Below are 23,160 nucleotides of genomic sequence, written 5' to 3'. Positions count from 1 at the left end.
TATATTAAATTACCTTATAATTAGCATAAATAAATATAACTAGCACTTATAATAATGTAATTATGATTAGTTATTCAATAATTTATTGAAAGTTTCGATCTTTTTACTTACTTCTCTAAACATATTTTTAGTATTTGTAAGAGCAAAATTTACAATATTGGGATAGTTCGATATTATTTCTTCGAATCTTACTATTATTTCATTTAAGTCATTTGATAATATCACAGGAATATTTAAGTCAGTTATTAATTTTTCATTATATAGTTTATCTGTTCTTTTTAATAAAACTGGATAATTACCACAACTTATAGATTCTAATGCAGCTTGAATTGAACCTGTTAAAAGGTATTTACTATTTTGTATAGTATCTACATATTCTTCTTCCTCTATAACATTATCAAAGTGTTCAGCAAATAGTTTTTCATTTCCAAGAAAAAAGTAGTGACCCATTAATAGATTTATCTTATATGTACCAGAATTTTTAACCATATTCAAAAACTCATTGAGATAGTCATCATCCCCATAAAATATTGTTTTATCTAATTTTGCTGTTTCAACTTTTGAATATAAGTTTTTATCAACTATAATTTGACTAGTATCATCATTTAAATCATAAACTAAAGAACAAAAATCTTCCATATCCTTTCTCATTTCTTCATTTACTTCAGGAGTATCAAAAATTAAGATATCTTTTCTATTCATAATATTGGGTAAATTCCTAATTACATCGATGTTTACATATTTTCTTACACCTAATAAATCTTTTGCAAATGCACCCGCTCTGAAATCGCTTGTACATAATATAGGATCGTAATCTTTAAAAATATTTGCAATAACAGCACATCTTTTTGTTGCATCTAATCCAATTGTATGTCCACTTTTTGCATATAAATATATATTCATAAACTAACCTTTGAAAGAAATAAATAATTAAAATTAATTTTATTTTATAGAGCCGCTTGCAAATTCCACCATCATAAACTAGTGAATTTGTAAACCTACTAAGCTTATCAAGCAGATCTTTTAAACTTTTAATCATTTTACCGCTTTATGGGTCAATTTTAGATAAAAAACTATTATTGGGTGCGTGCTTGATGGTTGAGTTTTAAAAATGGCTAATTTTTAGTGTTTTTAGCTAAAAGTTATGTTACCAGTTTCAAACTCTGATGAATACAAACTGATAAAATACCAAATGCTAAAACAGAAGCTACTTTTGTAGCTCCTTTATAATAAATATTACTGCATCCAAAGTCTTCTTTGAGGTATTTATTGACTCTCTCAACCATACTTCTTTGGTTATAGTGATGGGTATCTAAACTTTGAGTAAGGTTTAGAATTTTAAATTTCTTTTTTTCATCTTTTATAAGTTGAATTTTTCCTTTTAACTCTTTGGAGTTCTTCGGATTGATATCAATAAGCGGTCTATGATTTAGTTTTTTGGAAAAATCTCTGATAATATTGCTGTCGTATCCTGCATCTTGTAAGTCATAAAGATATGATACTTTTTTGCTTGTCTCGTTTATAAGAGGAAGTGCTACTGAGCTATCATGAACATTTGCCCCTGAATAAATAGCAGTAATAGGGATATCTCCATCTACTACACTGATATGGAGTTTCCCTCCTATCCATGTTTCAAAGTTGCCTTTGGAATTCTGTTTTCTTCCAACTCCACACTGCGTTGATACCAAAGATAGCATCTGCTTTGTGGTTTTCATATCTTCTTGTTGCTGCAAGATACTGGGTGTTTTAGGCTCTCTTGTTTCACCTTTTTTAGGTCGTCCTCTTCTTTTTGGTTTAAACTTTTCTTTTTCAACTTTTACAGGTTTTTCTCTCAGTGGTATTTTTGTTGCATCACTTGCATTATAAAAAAAGAGTGTATCCCTTAGATACTCCTTCACAAACTGCTCATGCGTCTTTTGTGCAATTTTAAGCTCACTGAGCTCCTTAAAGACTCTACTAAATTTAGACTCACTTGGAATATCGTTTTTATATCTCCACCCACACAAGATCCTCAGCGTTCTATCACTATGAAGTCTATCGATAAGGTCTCTGGTTGTTTGGATATTGTAAACACTCTTTGCAATAAATGCTCGTGCAATCTCTTCTCTATGCTTTGGAGTGTTTGTAATAGATACGACAGTGATATTTTTTTCAATCGCAGCAAAGTCTAATATCTTAATAAGCTTTTGCTCTTTATTTGACAACTCTTCTAATTGAAGCTCTCTTTTCAAAGAAGGAAAAAGTGAATTTTCAAGATTTAAAACCTTAGTCCACATTTTAGATAGACTTGAAGATATTTTTGGTAGAATAATTTCCATAAGTTGAATCGCTCTTCTGTTAAATTTTTGTAGTAAAAAATTATAACTTATCTGAAGTTTGATTCAACTTTTTAAAATTTAAATCAGCTTAAATTACGGGTTGTTTTTTATAATCTGCAAGTGGCTCTATAAAAAATAAATAAACAAGAGCCTTAAAGTGTAAAATAAAGTATCAGTTAAAAAAAATAAATTAATAAAAAAACTATAAAAAGAGTAAAATTAAAATTTTATAATAGAATAATAATAAAAATAGATAAGGAATAGTTATGAATAGAACATTAAAAAATATTATGCTGATAATGCTTTTAAGTTTTTTTAGTTTAAATCTTTTCGCACAACAAGGTAAGATTATTGGTGGAGAGATGCATGAGACTCCTGAATGGTTTAAAGAGAGTTTTTTAGATATGGCTGAAGATGTTGAAGAAGCACAAGAGAATAATAAACATATCATGTTATTTATGGATTTAGATGGTTGTCCATATTGTACGAAAATGTTAAATGAAAATTTTATTGAAAAAAATAAAACGAGTGATTTTATTAAAAAATATTTTGATGTTATTGACATAAATGTAAAAGGAAGTAGAGAAATTGTTTGGGATGAAGAGACTACTTTAACTGAAAAAGAGTTAGCAGAAAAATTAAAAATTCAATATAGTCCTACAATTTTATTTTTCAATTATGATAAAGAAGTTGTAGTAAGAGTAAATGGTTATAGAAGTCCTATAAACTTTAAATATATTTTAGAGTATGTTCAAGGTAAACATTATGAAAATATGACACTAACTGAATATGCAAATAAAATTACAAAAGATAGTTTATATAGTTTCAAAGAGAATGATTCATTTAAAGAAATTAAAGATTTATCAAAGGTAAACTCTCCCTTAGCAGTGATTTTTGAAGATGGCTCTTGTACTCAATGTGATTATTTTCACAATAGAGTTTTAAAAGATGCTTTAGTAAAAGAAGAATTATCAAAATTTACAGTTGTGAGACTTGATGCGAAATCTACAAAAGAGATTATTAATCCTAACGGAGAAAAAACTACACCAAAAAAGTGGGCAGAATCTATTAATTTAGATTATAGACCAGGTGTTTTACTATTTGATAATAAAAAACTAATTTCTACAGTTGATGCATTGTTATATCCATTTCATTTCAAAGAAATTTTAAGATATGTAAGTGGTAAGTTTTATGTCCAATATCCAAATACATACTTAGACTATTTAAGAGTTAGACAAGATGAACTTTTAAAAGAGGGCATTAATATAGATTTAGGTGAATAAAATCAATCTTAATAGGATATTTGTATGGATAAAGATGAAATTATAAATGAAGTGATTGAAAAGTTAAAAACTATAAAAGACTCTGAATTACCTATAAATATTTATGATTTAGGACTAATTTATGATATAAATTTAGAAAAGCTAGATGAAATTATAAATGTAAATATTGAAATGACAGTTATAAACTCAAGATGTGCTAGTACAAAATCTTTTACAGATTTGATATGTGAAAGAGTTCAAAGTGTTGATGAGGTTACAACTTGTAATGTAAAATTTGTTTTCTCACCTAAATGGGAAGTTACAATGATAAGCCAAGAGGGATTAGAGATGCTAAGAAAATCTCAGGAAAGATAGGGAGTGTTAGAAATTTTGTGTCAGTCTGATAGAATTTATAATTCTAAAGGATTGAACAATGAATCAAACACTTGATTTAACAGATGCACTTGAACAAATAAAAGCAGGTGCAAAAATAGATGGTAAAGATGGAGTTTTAGCTCCACTTATTAAACAACTTACAGAAGCTGCACTTCAAGCAGAACTTGAATCTCATCTTACAACAGAGATAAATAAAAATAGAAAAAATGGTAAATCTTCTAAAACTATGAAAAGTAGTGTTGGTGAATTTGAGCTTGATGTTCCAAGAGATAGAAATGGTTCTTATGAACCTCAAATAGTTAAAAAACATCAAACTCATATCTCAGACCATATAGAACAGAAGATTTTATCTTTATATGCTTTAGGGAATAGTTACTCTCAAATATCTGAACATATTCAAGAGATGTATGGATTAGAGTTCTCTAAAGCTACAATAAGCTCTATTACAGATAAAGTTATACCCCTTTTAAAAGAATGGCAACAAAGACCATTAGAAGCAATATATCCTTTTGTTTGGCTTGATGCTATTCATTATAAAATAAAAGAGAATGGTAGGTATATATCTAAAGCAGTCTATACTATCCTTGGTGTTGGATTAAATGGTAAAAAAGAGATTTTAGGATTATATCTGTCTGAAAATGAAGGAGCTAATTTTTGGTTGCAGGTTTTAACAGATTTAAACAATAGAGGAGTACAAGATATACTAATAGCTTCAGTTGATGGTTTAAAAGGATTTCCTGAAGCTATAAAGGCTATATTTCCACATACTGAAATTCAACTATGTATAGTTCATCAAATAAGAAACTCCATAAGATATGTTGCTTCTAAAAATCAAAAGGAGTTTATGAAAGATTTAAAGCTTATTTATCAAGCTATTTCAAAAGAGGCTGCTGAAATAGAACTTGATAACCTTGAATCCAAATGGGGCAAAAAATATCCTATTGTGATTCAATCTTGGAAAAATAAGTGGGAGAATCTATCTGCTTATTTTAAATATCCTGAAGATATTAGAAGGATTATTTATACTACAAATATCATTGAATCTGTTCATAGACAATTTAGAAAGCTTACTAAAACTAAAGGTGCATTTCCAAATGAAAATTCTCTATTGAAACTTCTTTATATGGGTATTCAAAATGCAAGTAAAAAATGGACTATGCCTATGAGAAATTGGTCACTAACTATTTCCCAATTGGCTATATTTTTTGAAGGAAGATTAGATAAGTCTTTAAATTTATGATTTAAACAAGTCAATTTTGTTGTTCAAAAAATCCTAAGGATTTGTGAGAGTCTCTCAATTTTACTTTTTGAACATTTTGTGGAACACGGAAAACTCGCTTGAGTACTTCGTGTTCCAAATATAAGAGGTTTAGAAAAAGATTATTAAGAACTTATGTCCTATAAAGTCTTAATATTCTAAGTTCCTACTCAAAAAGGAATGATAGGAAGTTCATATGACCCAAATTATTTATTATATTTTAATTAATGTAGTTTAACTCTCTTCAAATATTCATTTATTATTGGTATATAATCTTTTCTACAAATCAAGAATGTCTTTAACTCATTTTGGAATGACCCCTATAAAGTAGACACCATTTAATTCAGTTAATTAACAAAACAATTTGGAGAAAATTGTTTAATCGTTAAAGGAATTAAAAAATGGCAAGAAGAGATTATAGTGATGAATTTAGAAGAGATGCAGTAAAACAAGTTGTAGAAAATGGTTATGGAGTTATTGAAACAGCTAAAAGATTAGGCATGCACCCTGACTCACTTAGAAATTGGATAAGAAAATATAAATCACCACAAGCAGAATTTGAAGCAAAAGTTTCCCAAGAAGCACAAGACGAAATTAAAAGATTACAAAAAGAGCTAAAAAGGGTAACAGAAGAAAGAGATATACTAAAAAAGGCCGCAGCGTACTTTGCAAGCAACCCAAATTAAAGTACGCGTTTATTAAAGAATATAGAACACACTTCAATATAAGAAGAATGTGTTCTGTATTAAAAGTTCATCCAAGTGGGTATTATAAATGGTTAAAACAACCAATATCAAATTTACAGTTAGAAAATGAAAAACTACTTCTTGAAATAAAAAAAGCATATAAAGAATCAAATGGAATATATGGATATAGAAATATACATAAAGACTTAAAAGCTTTAAATATTCATGTGAATAAAAAAAGAGTTGCAAGACTCATGAAAGAGGCTAAAATATGTGGAATTGGTAACTATAGAAGAAAACCTAAATATAAAGCTGGTTCCATTCATAACGCCCACCCAAACCACTTAAAACAATGTTTTATAACAAATACTCCAAATGAATCATGGGTTAGTGATATAACTTATATTAGAACTCATGAAGGATGGTTATATTTAGCAATAGTCTTAGATCTATTTTCAAGAAAGATTATAGGATGGGAAACTTCTCATCGACAAACCACACAACTACTTTTAAATGCTTTAAATAAAGCAACTTATAGAATTCCTGATACAGGAGTAATATTACATTCAGATCAAGGAAGTCAATATAGTTCTTATGGTTATAAAACATTTTTAAAATATCACAAGATAACTCCAAGTATGAGTCGAAGAGGTAATTGTTATGATAATGCAGTAGCAGAAAGTTTTTTTAAGACATTTAAAAGAGAATTAGTTAGGAAAAATATATTTAGAACAAGACAAGAGGCAAAAGATAAAACATTTGAGTATATAGAGATGTTTTACAATTCAAAAAGAAGGCATAGTTATTTAGGTTTTATAAGTCCAAATGAATTTGAGAAAAGATACAATGAAAGTCTTACAAACATTAGGTGTTAACTGATTAAAAAACTGTCTACACTTTCGGGGTCATTCCATTTGGAAGTTTTGTAAGAATTAAATTATTTGAATAGCCATATTTATCAATAATTCTTTTTGATAGATATGCTTTCCCCATTCCATTTTTCACACAACCAAGCATTACTTCATAGTTTTCAATAAAAATTGTTTTAAAATTTTCATTACCTCTATTTTTTTCATATTCAACTAAAAATTTATAATGAGTGCTATCTTTTTTATATCCAAATAAACAATTATTATATTCTTCTTTTTTGGGTTCTACCATATACAAATCATCATCAAAACTATTTAAAATCATTAAATCTTTATGAGTAGGAGCACCTGTAAGAAATGCAATATCAAGTTTATAGTCCAATAGTTTTTCTAATATTTGAGGATTAGCATCTGCATAGAGTTCTAATTGCATATTTGGATATTTATTATTTAGTTTATTTATAAATGGTAATAATCTTAATGCAACATTTGCTTGACCAGAGCCAATACGAAGTGTTTCTTGATGAGTTATATTTTGCATTTTATATTGTGCTATTTCAACTTTTTTTATAATCTCAACAGCCATAGGATAGAGTTTTTCTCCCTCTTTTGTCAAAATTACACCAGATGGCACTCTATGAAAAAGGAGGTAACCTAAACTCTTTTCTAATTGCTTAATTCTATTAGTTGCATTTGATTGGGTAAAGTTTAAATCAACTGCTGCTAAAGACTATTCTTCATTAAGTCACATTTAGCTATAATCCTTTTTAAGATGATACATATAAATAAAGTAAGGGATAAAAATGTCAAAAGAAAAGAAAATTCTACTCATAATCATTGTTAATCTACTAATAGTAGTTTCTGAAATAATATTTGGGTATATCTCCAACTCATTTGCACTTATTGCTGATGCCTTACATAATGCTGGTGATGTACTAGCAGTTATAATTACTTATATAGCTTTAATTTTAGGCGTGAAAACTACAACATTCAAAAAAACATTTGGTTACATAAAAGCCGAAATGATGGCTGCTTTTGTAAATACTTTATTCTTATTTATTACAATGGCTTTAATGATTTATCAATCTATTGATAGATTTTTTAATCCTGAAATTATAGATCCTATTTATATGATAGTTGTTGGTATTATTGCAGTTATTGCTAATGGTATTAGTGCTTATATTTTAAACAATATTGGAGTATCTGCTTGTGCTTCACATGATCACACTCCTCATAATCACAATGGTGACGAAGATGCAAATATAAAATCAGCATATTTACATATGTTAAGTGATGCTTTGATTTCAGTAGCTGTCGTTGTTGCTGGTATATTTATTTATTTTTTTAAAATTTACTATATTGATTCTATTTTAACAATGGTTTTTTCAGTTTATATTTTATTTCATTCATACCCACTACTTAAAAAAAGTTTCTTGTCTCTTATGGATATGAATACATCAGATATTAGCGAACATGAACTCGAAAAAATTATAAAAAAAGATACCAGAATAGTTGAGTATCATGATTTACATATTAGTAACCCAAGTTCAAAATACAGTTTTATTTCTTTTCATATAGTATTAGATGATGATAGTATAACATTACAAGAGATAGAATCTATTACAAATAAGATGAAGATAGATTTGAAAATAAATGGGTTTAATCATATATTGATTCAAGCTGACTCTATAATGAATATACAAAACAAAACAAATTGTGTTATATGAAAACATCTTTTTAGATTGAAATATTTAAATAACTAAGACTAAATTATGTGCGCATAGTTTTCATTAAAATATAAAATTTAAGAGTAATTGTTATAGACCCTTATGTTAATGATTGAATTGACAAATTTAAATGGCTATTTTGCACTCCTTCAATATTCATAAAACTTCACTATATTAGTAGTAAAGAAGGGTTTATTTACAAGTGGCTGCAAAAAGTTCAACAAACTGTAATATTTGGAGTTTTCCCTAAATAAATAATATGTAGCTTTTTTAAATAAGTCTAAATCTCACAGTTATGGTCATGAAAGTTAGTAACTAAATAGGGACATGACCGCAAGTATCAAATTTATTGGAATAAAAAAAGGCTTAGTAAATACTAAGCCTTTTTACTTTTATATACTATTAAGACATAATCTCTTCAACAGTAATATAATCACCTACTCTACCAGTCATTTGCTCAACATCAGTATTAACTGGAAGTGTTTTCTTACCTGGAACCCATCCTGCTGGACAAACTTCACCAGTTTTTTCTGCATGTTGCCAAGCTCTTACTTGTCTTAGGAATTCATTTACATTTCTTCCTACCATTGGAGCTTGTACTTCTTGAGCTACTACTGTTCCTTCTGGGTTAATTAAGAATCTTCCTCTTAATGCAACTCCTTCTTCTTCAATCATTACACCAAATGCTCTTGAAACTACACCTGTAGTATCTGCACCGATTGTAAGTTTTAATCCTGCTAATAATGGCTCAGTCTCTACAAATCTTTTATGAGAGAATTTTGTATCAGTAGATACTGCTGTAATTTCTACACCTAATTCTTGGAACTCATCATATTTTGCATTCATTGCTGCAATCTCTGTTGGACAAACAAAAGTAAAGTCTGCTGGGTAAAAACAAACAACATGCCATTTACCTTTGAAATCTTCACTATTTACTTCTGTATAGTGTCCTGTTTTTGAATCATATGCTTCCATTTTAAACTCTGGTGCTTTTCTTAATACTAAACTTGAACTCATTTTTTCTTCCTTTTTTTCTATATTTATATTTTCTTCATTTGTTGAAACTTCTTTTGTTTCAATTGGTTTTGCTCCTGTATCGCAAGCCATTTTATATCCTTTCTATACTAAATAAATATTATCAAACGATAATATTTTTCCTTTAATTGATGGAAGTATACATCACTAAGCATAAAATAAAACTTAAATTATCATTAGATTTACTTATAATACTTTGATAATTAATTCTAATGATTGTGACTATGCCCATGAGTATGTGAACTTTCATGTTTTTTAATTATAAGTTTCATTTTTTCTTCATCTAGAACTACAAGTTCATTATTCTTATATTTTTCAATAAGCTCATTTGTAGTTACTCTATCATCTCCAGCATGATAGATATTCATACTTGTAGCTTTTATTTTTTTATATGGATTTATTCCCATCTCTTTTATTACAATATCATTAACACCTTTATTTAAAAACCAATCAATAAGCGGTGCACCATGTTTAAATGTATTCTCTTCTATTGTTAAATTTTCACCATCATAAAAAGCAAAATATTTTGCCTTTCCAAAAAGCGGTGATACCGCAGCATTCTCTTTATTTGTTTTTACTGGAAATGTAATCATTTTTTTTATCCTTTAAAATATAGTGTGTATATAGGTTTTGGCCTAAATTTATTAAAATCATTAAAAAAAAGAAATAAATAAAACTTCTTTTCATTAGTGTAATCATCATATCTTCTTTATATTTCTTAAAATTAATCTATAAGAGATATAAATAACAAGTGGCCATGTACATAGCCAAATAATTGAACTTAAATATTCCATTTTATAATCCTAATAATTGTGTGCGTGAGGATCTTCTATCTCCTCTTTTGTAATTTTTACCTTATCCATTTGATACCAAACATAAAAGATATATCCTAAAACAAAAGGAACCATTAGTGCAGTATAAGACATAACTGTTAATGTATAATGACTACCTGAACTATTTATAATAGTTAATGAGCTTTGCAAATCATAAGTTGAAGGATAATATGATGTATTATTTAATCCTACATTCAAAAATAGTGCTTTTACTGTTAGCACAACACCTAATCCACCCGTTTTTATACAACAAGTTTTTTTAAAGTGAATAGTTAAAAATACAGCAACAATAACCATCAATATTCCAGTAATAAACATTCCTAGTACAAAAGGCATCTCTAAAAAATTAATCAAATATTTATACTTTTGTACATATATTGATAAATTTTCATCATATGCAAATCCTGTTTTTGTAAATAGCAAAAATAAAAACACTAAAAAGAATATCAAAAAAATTGGCATATCGATTTTTATACTTTTAATTGCTCTAAACCTAATAGTATCGTTATCAATATTGTTAATAAAATATAATGCACCTAAAATTCTTACTAAGAAAAACAATGCAATTCCTAAACTAAGATTAAATATTGAAAATAGTGACTCTAAACCTCTTAAAGAGTTATGCCAATGGGAAAAATTGTTTTCATCTACACTGAAACTTGAGCCAGAAAAAAATGTAGCAATTGCAACTCCTAGTAAAATAACGCCTAAACTTCCATTTATAAAAAGAAAAGCTTCATAAACTTTTTTACCTAAAAAATTATTAGGTTTTTTTCTATATTCATAACTAACTGCTTGAATTATGAAACAAAATAATATTGCCATCCAAACCCAATATGCCCCGCCAAAACTAGTGGAATAAAAAAGTGGAAATGCAGCAAATAAAGCTCCACCAAATAAAACTAATGTTGTAAATCCTAATTCCCATTTTCTACCTAAAGAATTAATGAGCATTGTTTTATAAGTTTCATCCCCTTTTGAAATTCTTCCTAAGAGTGTTTGTCCACCTTGAACAAACATAATAAAAGCAAATAATCCACCAAGAAGTGAAATTATTATCCACCAAAACTGCTGTAGTTGTAATAGTGTTAAATCTTCAAACATATTAATGTCCTCCTTCTGGGCCTATTTTTATTTGACCAATCATTATTTTAATCTCTGCAATTAGTAAAGCTGTAAATAAAAATAAAAACATAAAAAATGTTGTTTTTACATTTGATGTTGATATATCAGTTAAGGCAATTCCTACTGGCATTAAATCTTGTATAGCCCAAGGTTGCCTTCCAACTTCAGCAACTATCCAGCCAGCTTCACTTGCTATATACCCTAATGGAATTGAAGTAACTGTACTTATTAAAAGCCATTTATGGTTTAAAATCTCTCTTTTTAGTGTAAAAAATAGAAGTAAAGCAAAAAGAACTAAAAACCAAGACCCCAATGCCACCATTAAGTGAAAAGTATAAAAAGTAAGTGGTATAGGTGGGATAATATCTTCAGGTTTTTTTAAATGTCCATATCCAAAATATTTCATATTTTTTTCTAATATCTCTTGATATTTTCTTATATTTTCAATGTCATTTATTTTTTTTGCTTTCTTATACTCTTTTAAAGCATTTATAGCAATTTTTCCTTTGTCCATTTTACTTTGAGCAGATTCAATATTATATTTTTCATTTCCATAAACCAAATCTTTAAGTCCTGGAACAAAAGCATTAATATCGTGATAACCTAAAAGAGATAAAGCATAAGGAGCTTCAATTTCAAATAAAAATGGCTCTTCATCATTTGTTAATGTTTTTTTAGGATTTAAAACTCCAATAGCAACTATTCCAGCTTCTGTTCTTCCCTCATACAGTCCTTCCATAGCTGCCAATTTTACAGGCTGTTTTAGTGCAACCTGATGGGCAGATTCATCACCTGTAATAGTAATAAATATTGAAGTTATAAGTCCAAAACTTGCAGCAACAATTATTGATTTTTTTGCAAACTCAATCTCTCTTCTTTTTAATAAATACCAAGCAGAAATTCCTACAACAAAAAGTGAAGCTACAACATAACCACTTGTAATAGTATGTAAAAACTTAGATATAGCAACAGGTGAGAAGAGAACATCCCAAAAGTTATCCATTTCATTTCTTACTGTGTCTGGATTAAATTTCATGCCAACAGGGTATTGCATCCAACCGTTTGCAACTAAAATCCATAGTGCACTTAAATTTGAACCAATTGCAACAAGCCAAGTTGAAAGCAAATGAAAACCTTTACTTACTTTATCCCAACCAAAAAACATTACTGCAAAAAAAGTAGATTCCATAAAAAATGCTAAAATACCCTCAACAGCAAGTGGAGCTCCAAAAATGTCACCGACAAACCAAGAGTAATTTGCCCAATTAGTTCCAAATTCAAACTCCATTATAATTCCAGTTGCAACTCCTATTGCAAAATTTATTGCAAACAAAGTCATCCAAAACTTTGTTGTTTTTTTCCAAAACTCATCACCAGTTTTTACATAAATAGTTTCCATAATAGCTATAATAAAACCTAGCCCTAAAGTTAATGGAACAAAAAGCCAATGGTAAATTGCAGTCAATGCAAACTGAGCTCTAGACCAATCTACTAAATGTTCTTCCATTAGTTATCCTTTATAAGATTTTTTAATACAAATTGAATTTTTTCATTATCATTTTTATATTCAGTTTTAATAGTTTTGTCATAAACAAAAGTGTTTAAAAATAGTAGTATTACAATTAGTTTTATAATAATCAGTTTCCAAAGAATACGACCTATAGTTAAGTTTTGAAACCCTTCTTTATATAATAAATAGATATTTTTAATTTTATGCATATTATAACTTTCATAAATTTTAATTATAAAATTATACTCTTTATTAGTTAAAAAAATGTTAATTTAAATATAAGATTTTTTTATAATAAATTAATATTTGAATTTTATAATGTGCAAATCATTCTAAAATTAAGTTATGATATATTAATTAATAAATGCAACAACCTGTTCTTTTAGGGAAAATACATGACTTTACAATCCTTCCAATATATGAGATAAATAGTAAGTTCAATACAAAGGATTTATTATGAATGTAGGTTATGCAAGAGTTTCAACTTCAAGTCAAAATCTTGAGAATCAAATTAATCAACTTAAGAGTGCTGGCTGTAAAAAGATTTTCTCAGAAAAAAGATCAGGGAAGAATGAAGCAGATCGTGAACAGTTTAAGGTTATGATGGATTTTGTAAGAGAAGGTGATGTCCTTTATATTACAAAACTTGACAGATTAGCAAGGTCTGTAATAGACCTTCATAATATTGCAAAGTTTTTAGAAAGCAAAGATGTAAATCTTAAAGTATTACATCAAAATATTGATACAACATCTCCAGCAGGTAGACTATTATTTACTATGTTAGGTGCTATTGCAGAATTTGAACGTGATTTAATAAATGAACGTGTTAAAGAAGGAATTGAAGCTGCAAAGAAAAAAGGTGTTCACTTTGGTAGAAAAGCTATTTTAAGTACTAAAGAGAAGAACGTAATATACAAACAACATGAAAAAGGAAAGTCTGTTGCCTTGTTATCCAAGCTTTTTGGAGAGGTAACATAAATTCAGACAAAGAATTTTAGAGATTCTGCGTTAAAATAAAAAATGAATAAGGGTTACCATGAGAAAATATAGTCAAGAGTTTAAAGACTCAACAGTACAATTAATTATTAACAATAATGAAAATGTAAAAGATATAGCAAAAGATTTAGATTTAAATCCAAAAACATTATATGCATGGGTTACTGCATATAAAAAAGAACATAATATTCCAATGAGGAATATTGAAATAAAAAGTACACTCAAAGAGAGTGAAGCTGAAGAGCTTAAACGCTTACGTAAAGAGAATAAGATTTTAAAGCAAGAAAGGGATATATTAAAAAAAGCAACAGCATACTTCGCAAAAGAAACTCTATAAAGTATGCCTGGATACAAAAACATACAAAGAGTTTCAATATCAATAAAATGTGTAAAATTCTAAAAGTAAATAGAGCTTCATATTATCATTGGGTAAAAGCTGGTTGTATTGTAAAAAAAGTAGATATTCAACTTAATGAACTTGTAAAATCTATATTTGTTTTTGGTAGAAATAATTATGGCAGTAGAAGAATTCAAGATAAACTAAAAGAACTCTATGGGCTTATTGTATCAAGAAGACGTATTTCTACTATTATGAAAGATTTGAATCTAAAAGTGAATATTAAAAGAAGATATAAAAATACTACAGATTCAAATCATAATCTACCAATAGCACCAAATATTTTAAATAGAGATTTTTATGCTTCAAATCCTAATGAGAAATATGTTGGTGATATTACTTATATTCCTACTGGAGAGGGATGGTTGTATCTTGCAACTGTAATTGATTTATATTCAAGAAAAGTTGTTGGATGGTCTATTGATGATAGTATGAAAGTATCACTTGTAAATGATGCTTTAGATATGGCAATTAAACATAGAAATCCACCTAAAGGACTTATTTGGCATACAGATCGAGGAAGTCAATATGCTTCTTATAGTCATAAAGATTTATTGCAAAAATATGGAATAATTCAAAGTATGAGTAGGAAAGGAAATTGTTGGGATAATGCAGTAGCAGAGAGTTTTTTTAAATCATTAAAAAATGAGTTAATTTATCAGAAATATTTCTATACTAAAAAACAAGCAAAACAAGAGATTTTTGAGTATATTGAGTTTTATTATAATAGAACAAGATCACATAGTTATCTTGGAAATTTATCACCTGTTAGATTTGAAGAAATCAATTTGATGTTACAAAATGAAATAGCTGCATAGAATTATAAAAAAAGTGTCTTATTTTAAGTTACCACTCCAACTAAATCTATTCTTTGTTTTAAGTGAGTTTCTGTATTGAAATATACTATGGCACTTATAGATATAAAAAGTAATGATAATAATATAATATTTTTTATTTTCAAGGACCCTGTAAAATAAACTGTGTAAATCCACCAGTTACCTTTTAATCACTTAGTGTATTTTTCCATAATTTCACTGAAAAATATGCTAAGTTGAGGGTAAATCTCACTCCAATTTCTCATACTACTTTTTTTCCATTTTTCTTGAACCTCCTGTGTTGCTAAGTATAATAATTTAAATGCTGAATCTATGGTTGGAAATGAACCTTTTGATTTAGTTTTTCTTTTGATATTTGAATTTAATGATTCAATTGGATTAGTGGTATAAATCAAAGTTTTAATCGCTTGTGGATATTTGAAAAAAGTTGATAATTCATTCCAGTTATTACTCCAAGACTGAGAAATATGAGGATATTTTTTACCCCAAATATCATTGAATTCTGTTAGAGCAAGTTGTGCATCTTCTTCTGTATTTGCAGTATAAATAGTTTTTAAATCCTTTGCAACTGCTTTTCTATCTTTCCAAGATACATAACGAAGTGAAGAACGTATTTGATGAACAATGCATCTTTGTATTTCAGCTTGTGGATAAACAGCTTGTATTGCTTGGTTAAATCCATTTAAACCATCTATTGCAAAGATTAATACATCTTCAACACCTCTATTTTTTAATTCATTTAAAAGGGTAAGCCAATATTTCGAACTTTCATTTTCTCCTATCCAAATACCTATTATCTCTTTTTTACCTTCAAGTGTAACTCCTAGCATTATATATGCTGCTATATTTTTAACAACTCTATCTACTCTAATTTTTAAAACTGTGGCATCCATAAAGATAATAGGATAGATAGATTCTAAGGGACGATTTTGCCACTCTTTAGCTTTTTCTATTATTGCACTTGTAATATTTGATATTGTTTGTTCTGATAGTTCATATCCATATAAATCATCTAAATGATGTTGTATATCCCTTACACTCATTCCTTTTGTATAAAGTGAAAGAATTAAATCTTCACTACCTTTTAATAGTCTTTCTCTTTTTGGAACAAGCTTAGGTTCAAAGGAACTGTCTCTATCCCTTGGTATTTCAACATCTACTTCTCCATATTTGGATTTTAATGTTTTTTTACTATAACCATTTCTATAATTTGGATTTTGAGATTCTTGATTTTTATCATAACCTAGATGTGAAGTAAGTTCTTCTTGTGTAGCAGTTTGTAAAGCTTCTTTTAGTAAGCCTTTAAATTCATCTAAAATACCATCTAATGATACCTCTTTACCTTCTCTTATTTGTTTTCGTAATTCTTCTTTATTTAGTATACCCATAATGTAAATCCTTTAAATAAATCTACTAGATAAATTCTATCTAATAAATTGATATTTTTGGATTTACACAGTTATTTTTACACTACCTTTTCAAGGAAAGAGTACCTCTTATTTGATTTTATTTATTCTACCTTAGTTATTATTTATCTTTAATATATAGTTCCACAACCTGTAGAGACTGTGAAAGAACTAACTCCTATGTAAGTAAAAAGAATCGAGTTAAAGAATATTTTTCAATATTTAAATGTATAAACTCATTTTTCGATGATAAAAAGCTTTAAAAAAGACTAGAACTGCAATGTACTCTGCTATTTCTTGTTTTATATCTTCAATATTGCCACTTTTACTGGCTTTTATTAGCTTTTTAAACAGTGTAATACCAATTAGATTTAATAATCTTCTAAAATTATAGGTAAGCATAATAAGAGCATTCTCTCCAGCAACTTTTATTTTACCCCGTACTAGAAAATGACTCCAGCCAAGATTTTGTTTGATTGTCCCAAATGGGTGTTCAACTAATTCTGCACGCTGTTGAATCATCACTTTAGCTTCTTGTGTATTCATCTTTGCACGGTGTGCAGTGACAACTTCTTCATGTTCCCAACGCCAAAGACGTTTTGCAGGAGTTTTTTCAGGAATACATTGTGAACGTATTGGACAAACTTTACATACAGAACCAGTACCAAAATACATAAAGCGTTTTATACCATTTTGCTCAAAAGTAGTTTTTTTCCGCTTCATCACTTTTTCATTTGGACAAATATAACAGTCATTGATTTCATCATAAGTGAATGAATCTCTTGGAAACTTCCCTTTATCTTTTTGCTTCTTTTGCTTGTCTGGTTCAGGAATATAAACATCAATCCCTTCATCACTACATCGCTTGATCTCTTTGGAATTATAATAACCTGCATCAGCTGCTACTTTCATTTGTTCATTATCAATAACTTCTTTAGCTTGTGTTGCCATTGGATAAAGTTGATCGTGGTCTACCCCTTTACTAGAAATATCAGTAGCAACTATGAACTTATATTTTCCATCAACAGCAATTTGAGAATTATAAGCTACCAAGTGATGTGCTGGTTTAGTCATTAAGGTCGCATCAGGATCACTTTTACAATACTGTTTTACTTGATGTTCTTTGAGAATATTCAGATCATCATTTAGTTTGGCTTTACGCTTTTTAAGTCGGTCAATATGTTGCTTACAAACAAGAGGTTTAGTTTCTTTATTCTCACAACTATCACTGTATTCTAGGGAATTTAGATACTCTGTTATTTTCTCATCAACTGATTCCATATCTTTAAGAGTCATTTTTTCAGAGATAAGTTGATTCTTTGAGGCATTAGCTCTTAAAAAAGCTCCATCAATAGCAACAACTTCTCCATCAATTAAATCAACAGAACGACATAATATTACAAAGTCACGAAATAGTTGTTTTAACACTGAAGGATTATCTTTACGAAAGTTAGCAATAGTTTTATATCCAGGAGTTAATCCTTCACATAGCCACATCATTTCAACATTACGTTTAATCTCACGCTCAAGCTTTCTAGAACTTCTAATACTATTTAGATATCCATAGAGATAAATTTTTAAAAGTAGTGCTGGATGATATGCTGGTTGACCTTCCAAACCACCATTATTAGTAAATACTCCTAAAGAAGCTAAATCAATACTATCAACATAACTATCAATAGCTCTTACTGGATTATTTTCATCAACATATTCATCTAAACTAGGAGGAAAAAGAAGTTGTTGATTACGGTCTAAACCTTCTTTGTAGTTCGGCATTGTAAAGCCTTTTTATTAATCTATGATATCTATATTTTAGCTAATTTTCTGTTATCAACGGCTTTAGTTCTTTCACAGTCTCTGTAGGTTTTGGCGCAGATATTTCGTGAATAAGAAAGACTATGTTATAATTTTAGAACCTATCGGTTACTGACACAAAACTCTGAACAGTCTCGAAAGATAAGTTTTAAAACTTATCTTTTACAATTTTTTCTTTGCCCATAATTCAAAAGCTCTATCAGGAATAAAATATTCTCCATCTTCTTTATCAATAAACTCTTTTGCAAATAACTGATTCAAAGATGATTGCATAGAAGGTCTTGAAATATTTTCTTCTCTTAATATTTTTTCGTGAAAGAGTTCTCTTTCGTGTTTTGCTAAAAGTTTAAAAGCTTTTTTTTGATTTGTACTAAAAAACTCAAAAAGAGATTTATAATGGTCATTTTTTGATATTAATATAGTTTCTAAAATTTTATCTACAAGATTTTCATCTATTTTTTCTATATTATCTTTTTCTACATATATTCTATGAAGAATCATTTGAATTAGTTTTGTCTCTTTTGCACTCAAATTATATATATATTCTACGATTTCTTTTGAGATATTCAAATGTTTTTTTGAGTAGTTATAAATATCATCTAATTGCAATGGCTGTAAAGACATAGGAGTTGCCATTGCATATAAAGGTGATTTATATGCAAATAAAGAGTTTAAGATATTTCTTTTTGAACCTAAAAATATATAAGATATATTTTTTGCTTCTTGCATATATTTTCTTAAAATGGCATCTATTTTTACATTTTTAATATCTGCAATTTGTTGAAATTCATCTATTGCTAAAATTACATTTTTCTCTTTTGCTAATTTAAACAAAGCATTAAAAGAGTCTTCCATAAGTTCATCAAAACTCAAAGCTGTTGTAACTGCTCTTATTCCCATTTCTCCACTTTGCGGGTCAAATGTTGGTTCTACTTTTGTTCTTTTAAAGAATTGTGTAAGTTTTAGTATAGATGATTTTATATCACCTTTTTGACTTTTTGTTATGCCATTTAACAATAGTTTACCAAAATCCTCTGCTGTAATAATATTATAAATATCAATATAGATTACAGTATAATCTTTATCTATTTCCTCAAATAGATTTTTTATTAGGGTGCTTTTTCCCATTCTTCTTTTAGAAAAAAGTAGAACATTTGAACAAGTTTTTACATGAGACTTTAGTTCCTCTAGCTCTTTTTGTCTTCCATAAAAAAACTCTTTAGGAGCAATTGTTTCAAAAGGAAATGGAGTTTGCATAAAAAACCTTTGTATTCAATTTTAAATATAATTTATATTTTATAATCATTATTTAAAAATGTCAAGGAATTGTATTTAAAATTGAATATAAATGTGAGATATATTAATTGGTGAAAATCTAAATAGTGGAGATTTAACTCCTGAGGTGAAGTATTAGGAGATTCAACTCCTGGGGTGTAGTATAATAATAAAGTTTTTGATTAATCATTTAAAATATTTCATTTTGCAATATTACAAATTTAAAAGTGGAGATTCAACCCCTGGGGTATATCTTTAATTGAGGAAATGAAAAAAAATTATAATGTAGATTTGAATTTTTAGTATTTTTTATTTAGATAAAACCTAAAAGATATTTTTTCTTTTAGGCTAAATAAAATTATTAATTTAATTCTTGTATTTTTTTAACTATTATTCTTTTTTTCTTTATGATTATATGACTATGATAAAGATCACTTAATACAAATGATAAAAAAAACACCAGAAAAAGAGTTATAATTCCTTGGTTAAATTCAATAGTTGATATTTTTTCTAATACTGTAAATAGAACTAAAAATATACCCGTAATAAAGAAATAAGATAGTTTATTTCTTGAACTTTGTTTATTTTTTAAAATCTCATTAATATGATTATATTCTATCATTAAAAGTTTTTTAGATTTTAAATTTTCTAAATCTGAATTAGGGATATCATTAAAGTCTAAATTTATAAAATTTATTATTTTTTTTAAAATATTCTGTAATTTCATTTATTAATACTATTTTTTACAATATTCTGCAATAGCTACTGTTAATATTTCTGATGTAGAATAATTATCATATTTAGTTCCTATTGAGTTTAAATAATTATCAAGTAAAGTTACATACTTACCACTATTTCCTATTGTTTTCAAACATAATGACACGTTATTATTTATTCCATATTTATTTTTAAGTTGAATTTCTAACATATCAATACTACCCATTAAATAATATGACTTTTCATTTTTAGTCAGAGTTTTATAATCTTTAATATTTATAAACCTGGGAGTAACTGCTGCATTTACTATAACTGAAAAAAAAGAAATTACTAAGATAATCTTTTTCAAACTTATAACCTTTAAATTATTATTTTCTTGAATATTATCTTAAAATAAGTTAATCATATATTAAAATCATTTAAACAATTTTCAAGACTATAAATTTTGTTCTCAAAAGGATAATTAGTTATAGTCTCTTTTATAAATTTATCCTCTTCACTTTTAAATTTTGAGTTAATTTTTGAGGAATTAATTTTAATAAACTTTGTAAAATTGTCAGGGATATATAAAGTTCTAACATTGTGATATTCACTTTCATTTTTTATTATCATTTCCCCTATTTCAAATTCCTTAACATTGATACCCCTTTCTTCCAAAGGTTCTGCAACCACACCCCAGAGGTTGAATCTCCACTTTAAAGTAGAGATTCAATATTCTGATTAATTATTGTTTTTTGCCTAACGCATTTAAGTGTAAATGAATAATATCCACAGCAGCTGGCGTAATTCCAGAAATTTCACTTGCATTAAACAGTGTTGGTGGTCTAAATTTTTCAAGTTTCTCTATAACTTCATTTGAAAGCCCAGAAATTCCTTTGAAACTGAAGTTTTCTGGTATTTTCATTTTAAGCATTTTTTTCATTTTTTCGATTTGTTTTTGTTGTTTTTGAATATATCTATAATATTTTGCTTCAATTAAAACTTGCTCTTTTAAATAATTATCAAGCTCACTTAAATTTGGAACTAATCTATCAAACTTTTCTTTTGTAACAGTGTTTCTTCCAACAACATCAATTAGTAGTGCTCTATCTTTGATTCTATCTTCACCTAGTTCTTCTAGTAGTTCTAGGTTTTCTTTTTTTGAAGTGAACCATTCATTTGACATAAGTTCTACTGCATCAGCTAATACTTTTCTTTTATGTTCAACTTTTTCAAATGTTTCATCATCAATTAATCCAAATTCATGACCATATTGGCTAAGTCTTAAGTCGGCATTTTCTTCTCTTAAAAGAAGTCTATATTCAGCACGTGAAGTAAACATTCTATATGGTTCATTAGTTCCTTTTGTAACTAAATCATCAATTAAAACACCGATATATGCTTCATCACGTCTTAGAATAAATGGCTCTTTTCCATCTATTGCTAAACATGCATTGATACTAGCCATTAGTCCTTGAGATGCTGCTTCTTCATAACCTGTTGTTGCATTGATTTGCCCAGCATTATAAAGGTTTTTAACCTTTTTAGTTTCTAAAGTATGTTTTAACTCTGTTGGATCAACATAATCATACTCAATGGCATATCCATATCTAATGATTTTTGCATTTTCTAATCCAACAATTGAGTGAATCATCTCTTTTTGAACATCAATTGGAAGTGAAGTTGATAAACCATTTATATAGTACTCTGTACACATTGCTGTTTGTGGTTCTAAGAATAATTGGTGTCTATCACGTTCAGCAAATCTATTTACTTTATCTTCAATACTTGGACAGTATCTAGGTCCTAATCCTTCTATTTGACCTGTAAATAAAGGTGCTCTATAGAAGTTTGACCTAATGATTTCATGTGTTTTTTCACTAGTATATGTGATGTAACATGGGTATTGAGTAGGGCTGAATTTTGATTTATCAGTTCTAAATGAGAATGGAGAAGGCATAGGGTCACCACCATGCATATCCATAACACTAAAATCAATACTATCTCCATCAAGTCTAGCAGGAGTTCCTGTTTTTAATCTTCCTACTCTAAGTCCAAGCTCTTTTAGTTGAGTTGAAAGTGTACTAGATGGTAATTCCCAAGCACGACCAGCTTCATATTGACTCTCACCAATATGAACTAGACCTTTCATAAAAGTACCTGTTGTAATGATTACTTTTTTAGCTTCGAACTCTTCACCAAGTTTTGTTTTTACACCATAAACTTCGTTTTCATTTTTTACAAGTAAACTAGCTACTTCATCTTGATATACTTCTAGATTAGGTGTACTGTGACAAACTTTTCTCATGTATGTTCTGTACTCATCCATATCGATTTGAGCACGGCTACCTTGAACTGCTGCACCTTTTGAAGCGTTTAATATTCTAAACTGAATACCAGTTGCATCAGTACAAAGACCCATCTCTCCACCAATTGCATCAAGTTCTCTCACCAAATGACCTTTTGCAAGACCTCCTACAGCAGGATTACAAGAAGCTGCTCCGATTTGTTCTACTAACATAGTAATTAGTAAGGTTTTTTTACCCATTCTAGCTGCAGCTAAACATGCTTCAATACCTGCATGTCCACCACCAACTACTATTACATCATAACTCATAATTTTCCTTTGTTTAATCCAAATGGAAATTTCTTAGATAAATGTTTTCTTCCACTTATCTAAGAAATTTACTACTAAGAAGTAAATATTAGCTTCTTATCAT

At 28.0% G+C, this 23,160-nt stretch carries 22 protein-coding genes and 1 pseudogene; 8 read left to right on the top strand and 15 right to left on the bottom strand.

The window, feature by feature from the left end; translation table 11 throughout:
* Positions 1-66: 66 nt before the first annotated feature.
* Positions 67-903 (bottom strand): hypothetical protein, encoded by an 837-nt coding sequence (locus APAC_RS12665; RefSeq protein WP_130234456.1) that lies wholly within the window; start codon positions 901-903, stop codon positions 67-69.
* A 239-nt stretch (positions 904-1,142) separates the two neighbouring features.
* Positions 1,143-2,318: a transposase gene (locus tag APAC_RS12660; protein ID WP_130232576.1), complete on the bottom strand. Its 1,176-nt coding sequence runs from the start codon at positions 2,316-2,318 to the stop codon at positions 1,143-1,145.
* A 266-nt stretch (positions 2,319-2,584) separates the two neighbouring features.
* Between APAC_RS12660 and APAC_RS12655 the strand changes: the two genes are divergently transcribed.
* From APAC_RS12655 to APAC_RS12640, 4 genes are all read left to right on the top strand, one after another.
* Positions 2,585-3,601, top strand: a complete 1,017-nt coding sequence (locus tag APAC_RS12655) for a thioredoxin family protein (protein WP_130234455.1) — start codon at positions 2,585-2,587, stop codon at positions 3,599-3,601.
* A 24-nt stretch (positions 3,602-3,625) separates the two neighbouring features.
* Complete coding sequence (locus APAC_RS12650; RefSeq protein WP_130234454.1) at positions 3,626-3,955, top strand: metal-sulfur cluster assembly factor; 330 nt, start codon at positions 3,626-3,628, stop codon at positions 3,953-3,955.
* 58 nt (positions 3,956-4,013) lie between these two features.
* On the top strand, positions 4,014-5,216 hold the full coding sequence (locus APAC_RS12645) for an IS256 family transposase (protein ID WP_130234453.1): 1,203 nt from the start codon (positions 4,014-4,016) through the stop codon (positions 5,214-5,216).
* Positions 5,217-5,635: 419 nt separating this feature from the next.
* A protein-coding gene (locus tag APAC_RS12640) for an IS3 family transposase (RefSeq protein ID WP_130234452.1) occupies positions 5,636-6,795 on the top strand; the annotation gives its coding sequence in 2 pieces (ribosomal slippage) (positions 5,636-5,879 and positions 5,879-6,795; 1,161 coding nt in all).
* 16 nt (positions 6,796-6,811) lie between these two features.
* Here APAC_RS12640 and APAC_RS12635 read toward each other — a convergent pair.
* Positions 6,812-7,330: a LysR family transcriptional regulator substrate-binding protein gene (locus APAC_RS12635; protein WP_266095889.1), complete on the bottom strand. Its 519-nt coding sequence runs from the start codon at positions 7,328-7,330 to the stop codon at positions 6,812-6,814.
* 69 nt (positions 7,331-7,399) lie between these two features.
* Positions 7,400-7,504, bottom strand: a pseudogene (locus tag APAC_RS13475) (helix-turn-helix domain-containing protein); the annotation flags it as partial.
* 88 nt (positions 7,505-7,592) lie between these two features.
* Here APAC_RS13475 and APAC_RS12630 point away from each other — a divergent pair.
* Positions 7,593-8,516: a cation diffusion facilitator family transporter gene (locus APAC_RS12630; protein ID WP_130234450.1), complete on the top strand. Its 924-nt coding sequence runs from the start codon at positions 7,593-7,595 to the stop codon at positions 8,514-8,516.
* A 402-nt stretch (positions 8,517-8,918) separates the two neighbouring features.
* On the opposite strand, the gene APAC_RS12625 is transcribed toward APAC_RS12630, so the two are convergent.
* The 5 genes from APAC_RS12625 to APAC_RS12605 all read right to left on the bottom strand — a co-directional run bounded on the left by APAC_RS12625 (position 8,919) and on the right by APAC_RS12605 (position 13,228).
* A complete protein-coding gene (locus APAC_RS12625) occupies positions 8,919-9,623 on the bottom strand; it encodes a peroxiredoxin (protein WP_130234449.1) in 705 nt (234 codons plus the stop codon).
* Positions 9,624-9,760: 137 nt separating this feature from the next.
* Entirely contained in the window at positions 9,761-10,144 is a 384-nt protein-coding gene (locus APAC_RS12620) for a NifB/NifX family molybdenum-iron cluster-binding protein (protein WP_130234448.1), read from the bottom strand.
* A 210-nt stretch (positions 10,145-10,354) separates the two neighbouring features.
* Positions 10,355-11,488: a cytochrome d ubiquinol oxidase subunit II gene (cydB, locus tag APAC_RS12615; RefSeq protein WP_130234447.1), complete on the bottom strand. Its 1,134-nt coding sequence runs from the start codon at positions 11,486-11,488 to the stop codon at positions 10,355-10,357.
* A gap of 1 nt (position 11,489) precedes the next feature.
* Complete coding sequence (locus APAC_RS12610) at positions 11,490-13,016, bottom strand: cytochrome ubiquinol oxidase subunit I (RefSeq protein ID WP_130234446.1); 1,527 nt, start codon at positions 13,014-13,016, stop codon at positions 11,490-11,492.
* Complete coding sequence (locus tag APAC_RS12605; protein WP_130234445.1) at positions 13,016-13,228, bottom strand: DUF4492 domain-containing protein; 213 nt, start codon at positions 13,226-13,228, stop codon at positions 13,016-13,018. The genes APAC_RS12610 and APAC_RS12605 overlap by 1 nt, the downstream gene beginning before the upstream one ends.
* Positions 13,229-13,475: 247 nt before the next feature.
* Here APAC_RS12605 and APAC_RS12600 point away from each other — a divergent pair, with 247 nt between their 5' ends.
* Genes APAC_RS12600 through APAC_RS12590 form a run of 3 tightly spaced genes read left to right on the top strand, consistent with a single transcriptional unit; the run spans position 13,476 to position 15,230 of the window.
* Positions 13,476-13,997, top strand: a complete 522-nt coding sequence (locus APAC_RS12600; protein ID WP_130234444.1) for a recombinase family protein — start codon at positions 13,476-13,478, stop codon at positions 13,995-13,997.
* 58 nt (positions 13,998-14,055) lie between these two features.
* Positions 14,056-14,352 (top strand): transposase, encoded by a 297-nt coding sequence (locus APAC_RS12595; RefSeq protein WP_044416656.1) that lies wholly within the window; start codon positions 14,056-14,058, stop codon positions 14,350-14,352.
* On the top strand, positions 14,310-15,230 hold the full coding sequence (locus APAC_RS12590) for an IS3 family transposase (RefSeq protein ID WP_119173274.1): 921 nt from the start codon (positions 14,310-14,312) through the stop codon (positions 15,228-15,230). The genes APAC_RS12595 and APAC_RS12590 overlap by 43 nt, the downstream gene beginning before the upstream one ends.
* Positions 15,231-15,418: 188 nt before the next feature.
* Here APAC_RS12590 and APAC_RS12585 read toward each other — a convergent pair whose 3' ends face one another.
* The 6 genes from APAC_RS12585 to mnmG all read right to left on the bottom strand — a co-directional run bounded on the left by APAC_RS12585 (position 15,419) and on the right by mnmG (position 23,057).
* Positions 15,419-16,636 carry an IS256 family transposase gene (locus APAC_RS12585; RefSeq protein WP_130234443.1) on the bottom strand — a complete coding sequence of 406 codons (1,218 nt, stop codon included), beginning with the start codon at positions 16,634-16,636 and terminating at the stop codon, positions 15,419-15,421.
* 240 nt (positions 16,637-16,876) lie between these two features.
* Positions 16,877-18,430 carry an IS1182 family transposase gene (locus APAC_RS12580; protein ID WP_130234096.1) on the bottom strand — a complete coding sequence of 518 codons (1,554 nt, stop codon included), beginning with the start codon at positions 18,428-18,430 and terminating at the stop codon, positions 16,877-16,879.
* Between the two features lie 201 nt (positions 18,431-18,631).
* Positions 18,632-19,726, bottom strand: coding sequence for an AAA family ATPase (locus APAC_RS12575; RefSeq protein ID WP_130234442.1), 1,095 nt, complete (start codon positions 19,724-19,726; stop codon positions 18,632-18,634).
* A 379-nt stretch (positions 19,727-20,105) separates the two neighbouring features.
* Positions 20,106-20,471 carry a hypothetical protein gene (locus APAC_RS12570; RefSeq protein ID WP_130234441.1) on the bottom strand — a complete coding sequence of 122 codons (366 nt, stop codon included), beginning with the start codon at positions 20,469-20,471 and terminating at the stop codon, positions 20,106-20,108.
* A 9-nt stretch (positions 20,472-20,480) separates the two neighbouring features.
* Positions 20,481-20,810, bottom strand: a complete 330-nt coding sequence (locus APAC_RS12565) for a hypothetical protein (RefSeq protein WP_130234440.1) — start codon at positions 20,808-20,810, stop codon at positions 20,481-20,483.
* A gap of 375 nt (positions 20,811-21,185) precedes the next feature.
* Positions 21,186-23,057 carry a tRNA uridine-5-carboxymethylaminomethyl(34) synthesis enzyme MnmG gene (gene mnmG / locus APAC_RS12560; protein WP_130234439.1) on the bottom strand — a complete coding sequence of 624 codons (1,872 nt, stop codon included), beginning with the start codon at positions 23,055-23,057 and terminating at the stop codon, positions 21,186-21,188.
* Positions 23,058-23,160: the final 103 nt, after the last annotated feature.

The organism is Malaciobacter pacificus (genome assembly GCF_004214795.1).
GTDB classification, from domain to species: Bacteria; Campylobacterota; Campylobacteria; order Campylobacterales; family Arcobacteraceae; genus Malaciobacter_A; species Malaciobacter_A pacificus.
The sequence above is the reverse complement of the archived record's forward strand: the minus strand, read 5'-3'. Positions and strand labels throughout refer to the sequence as shown.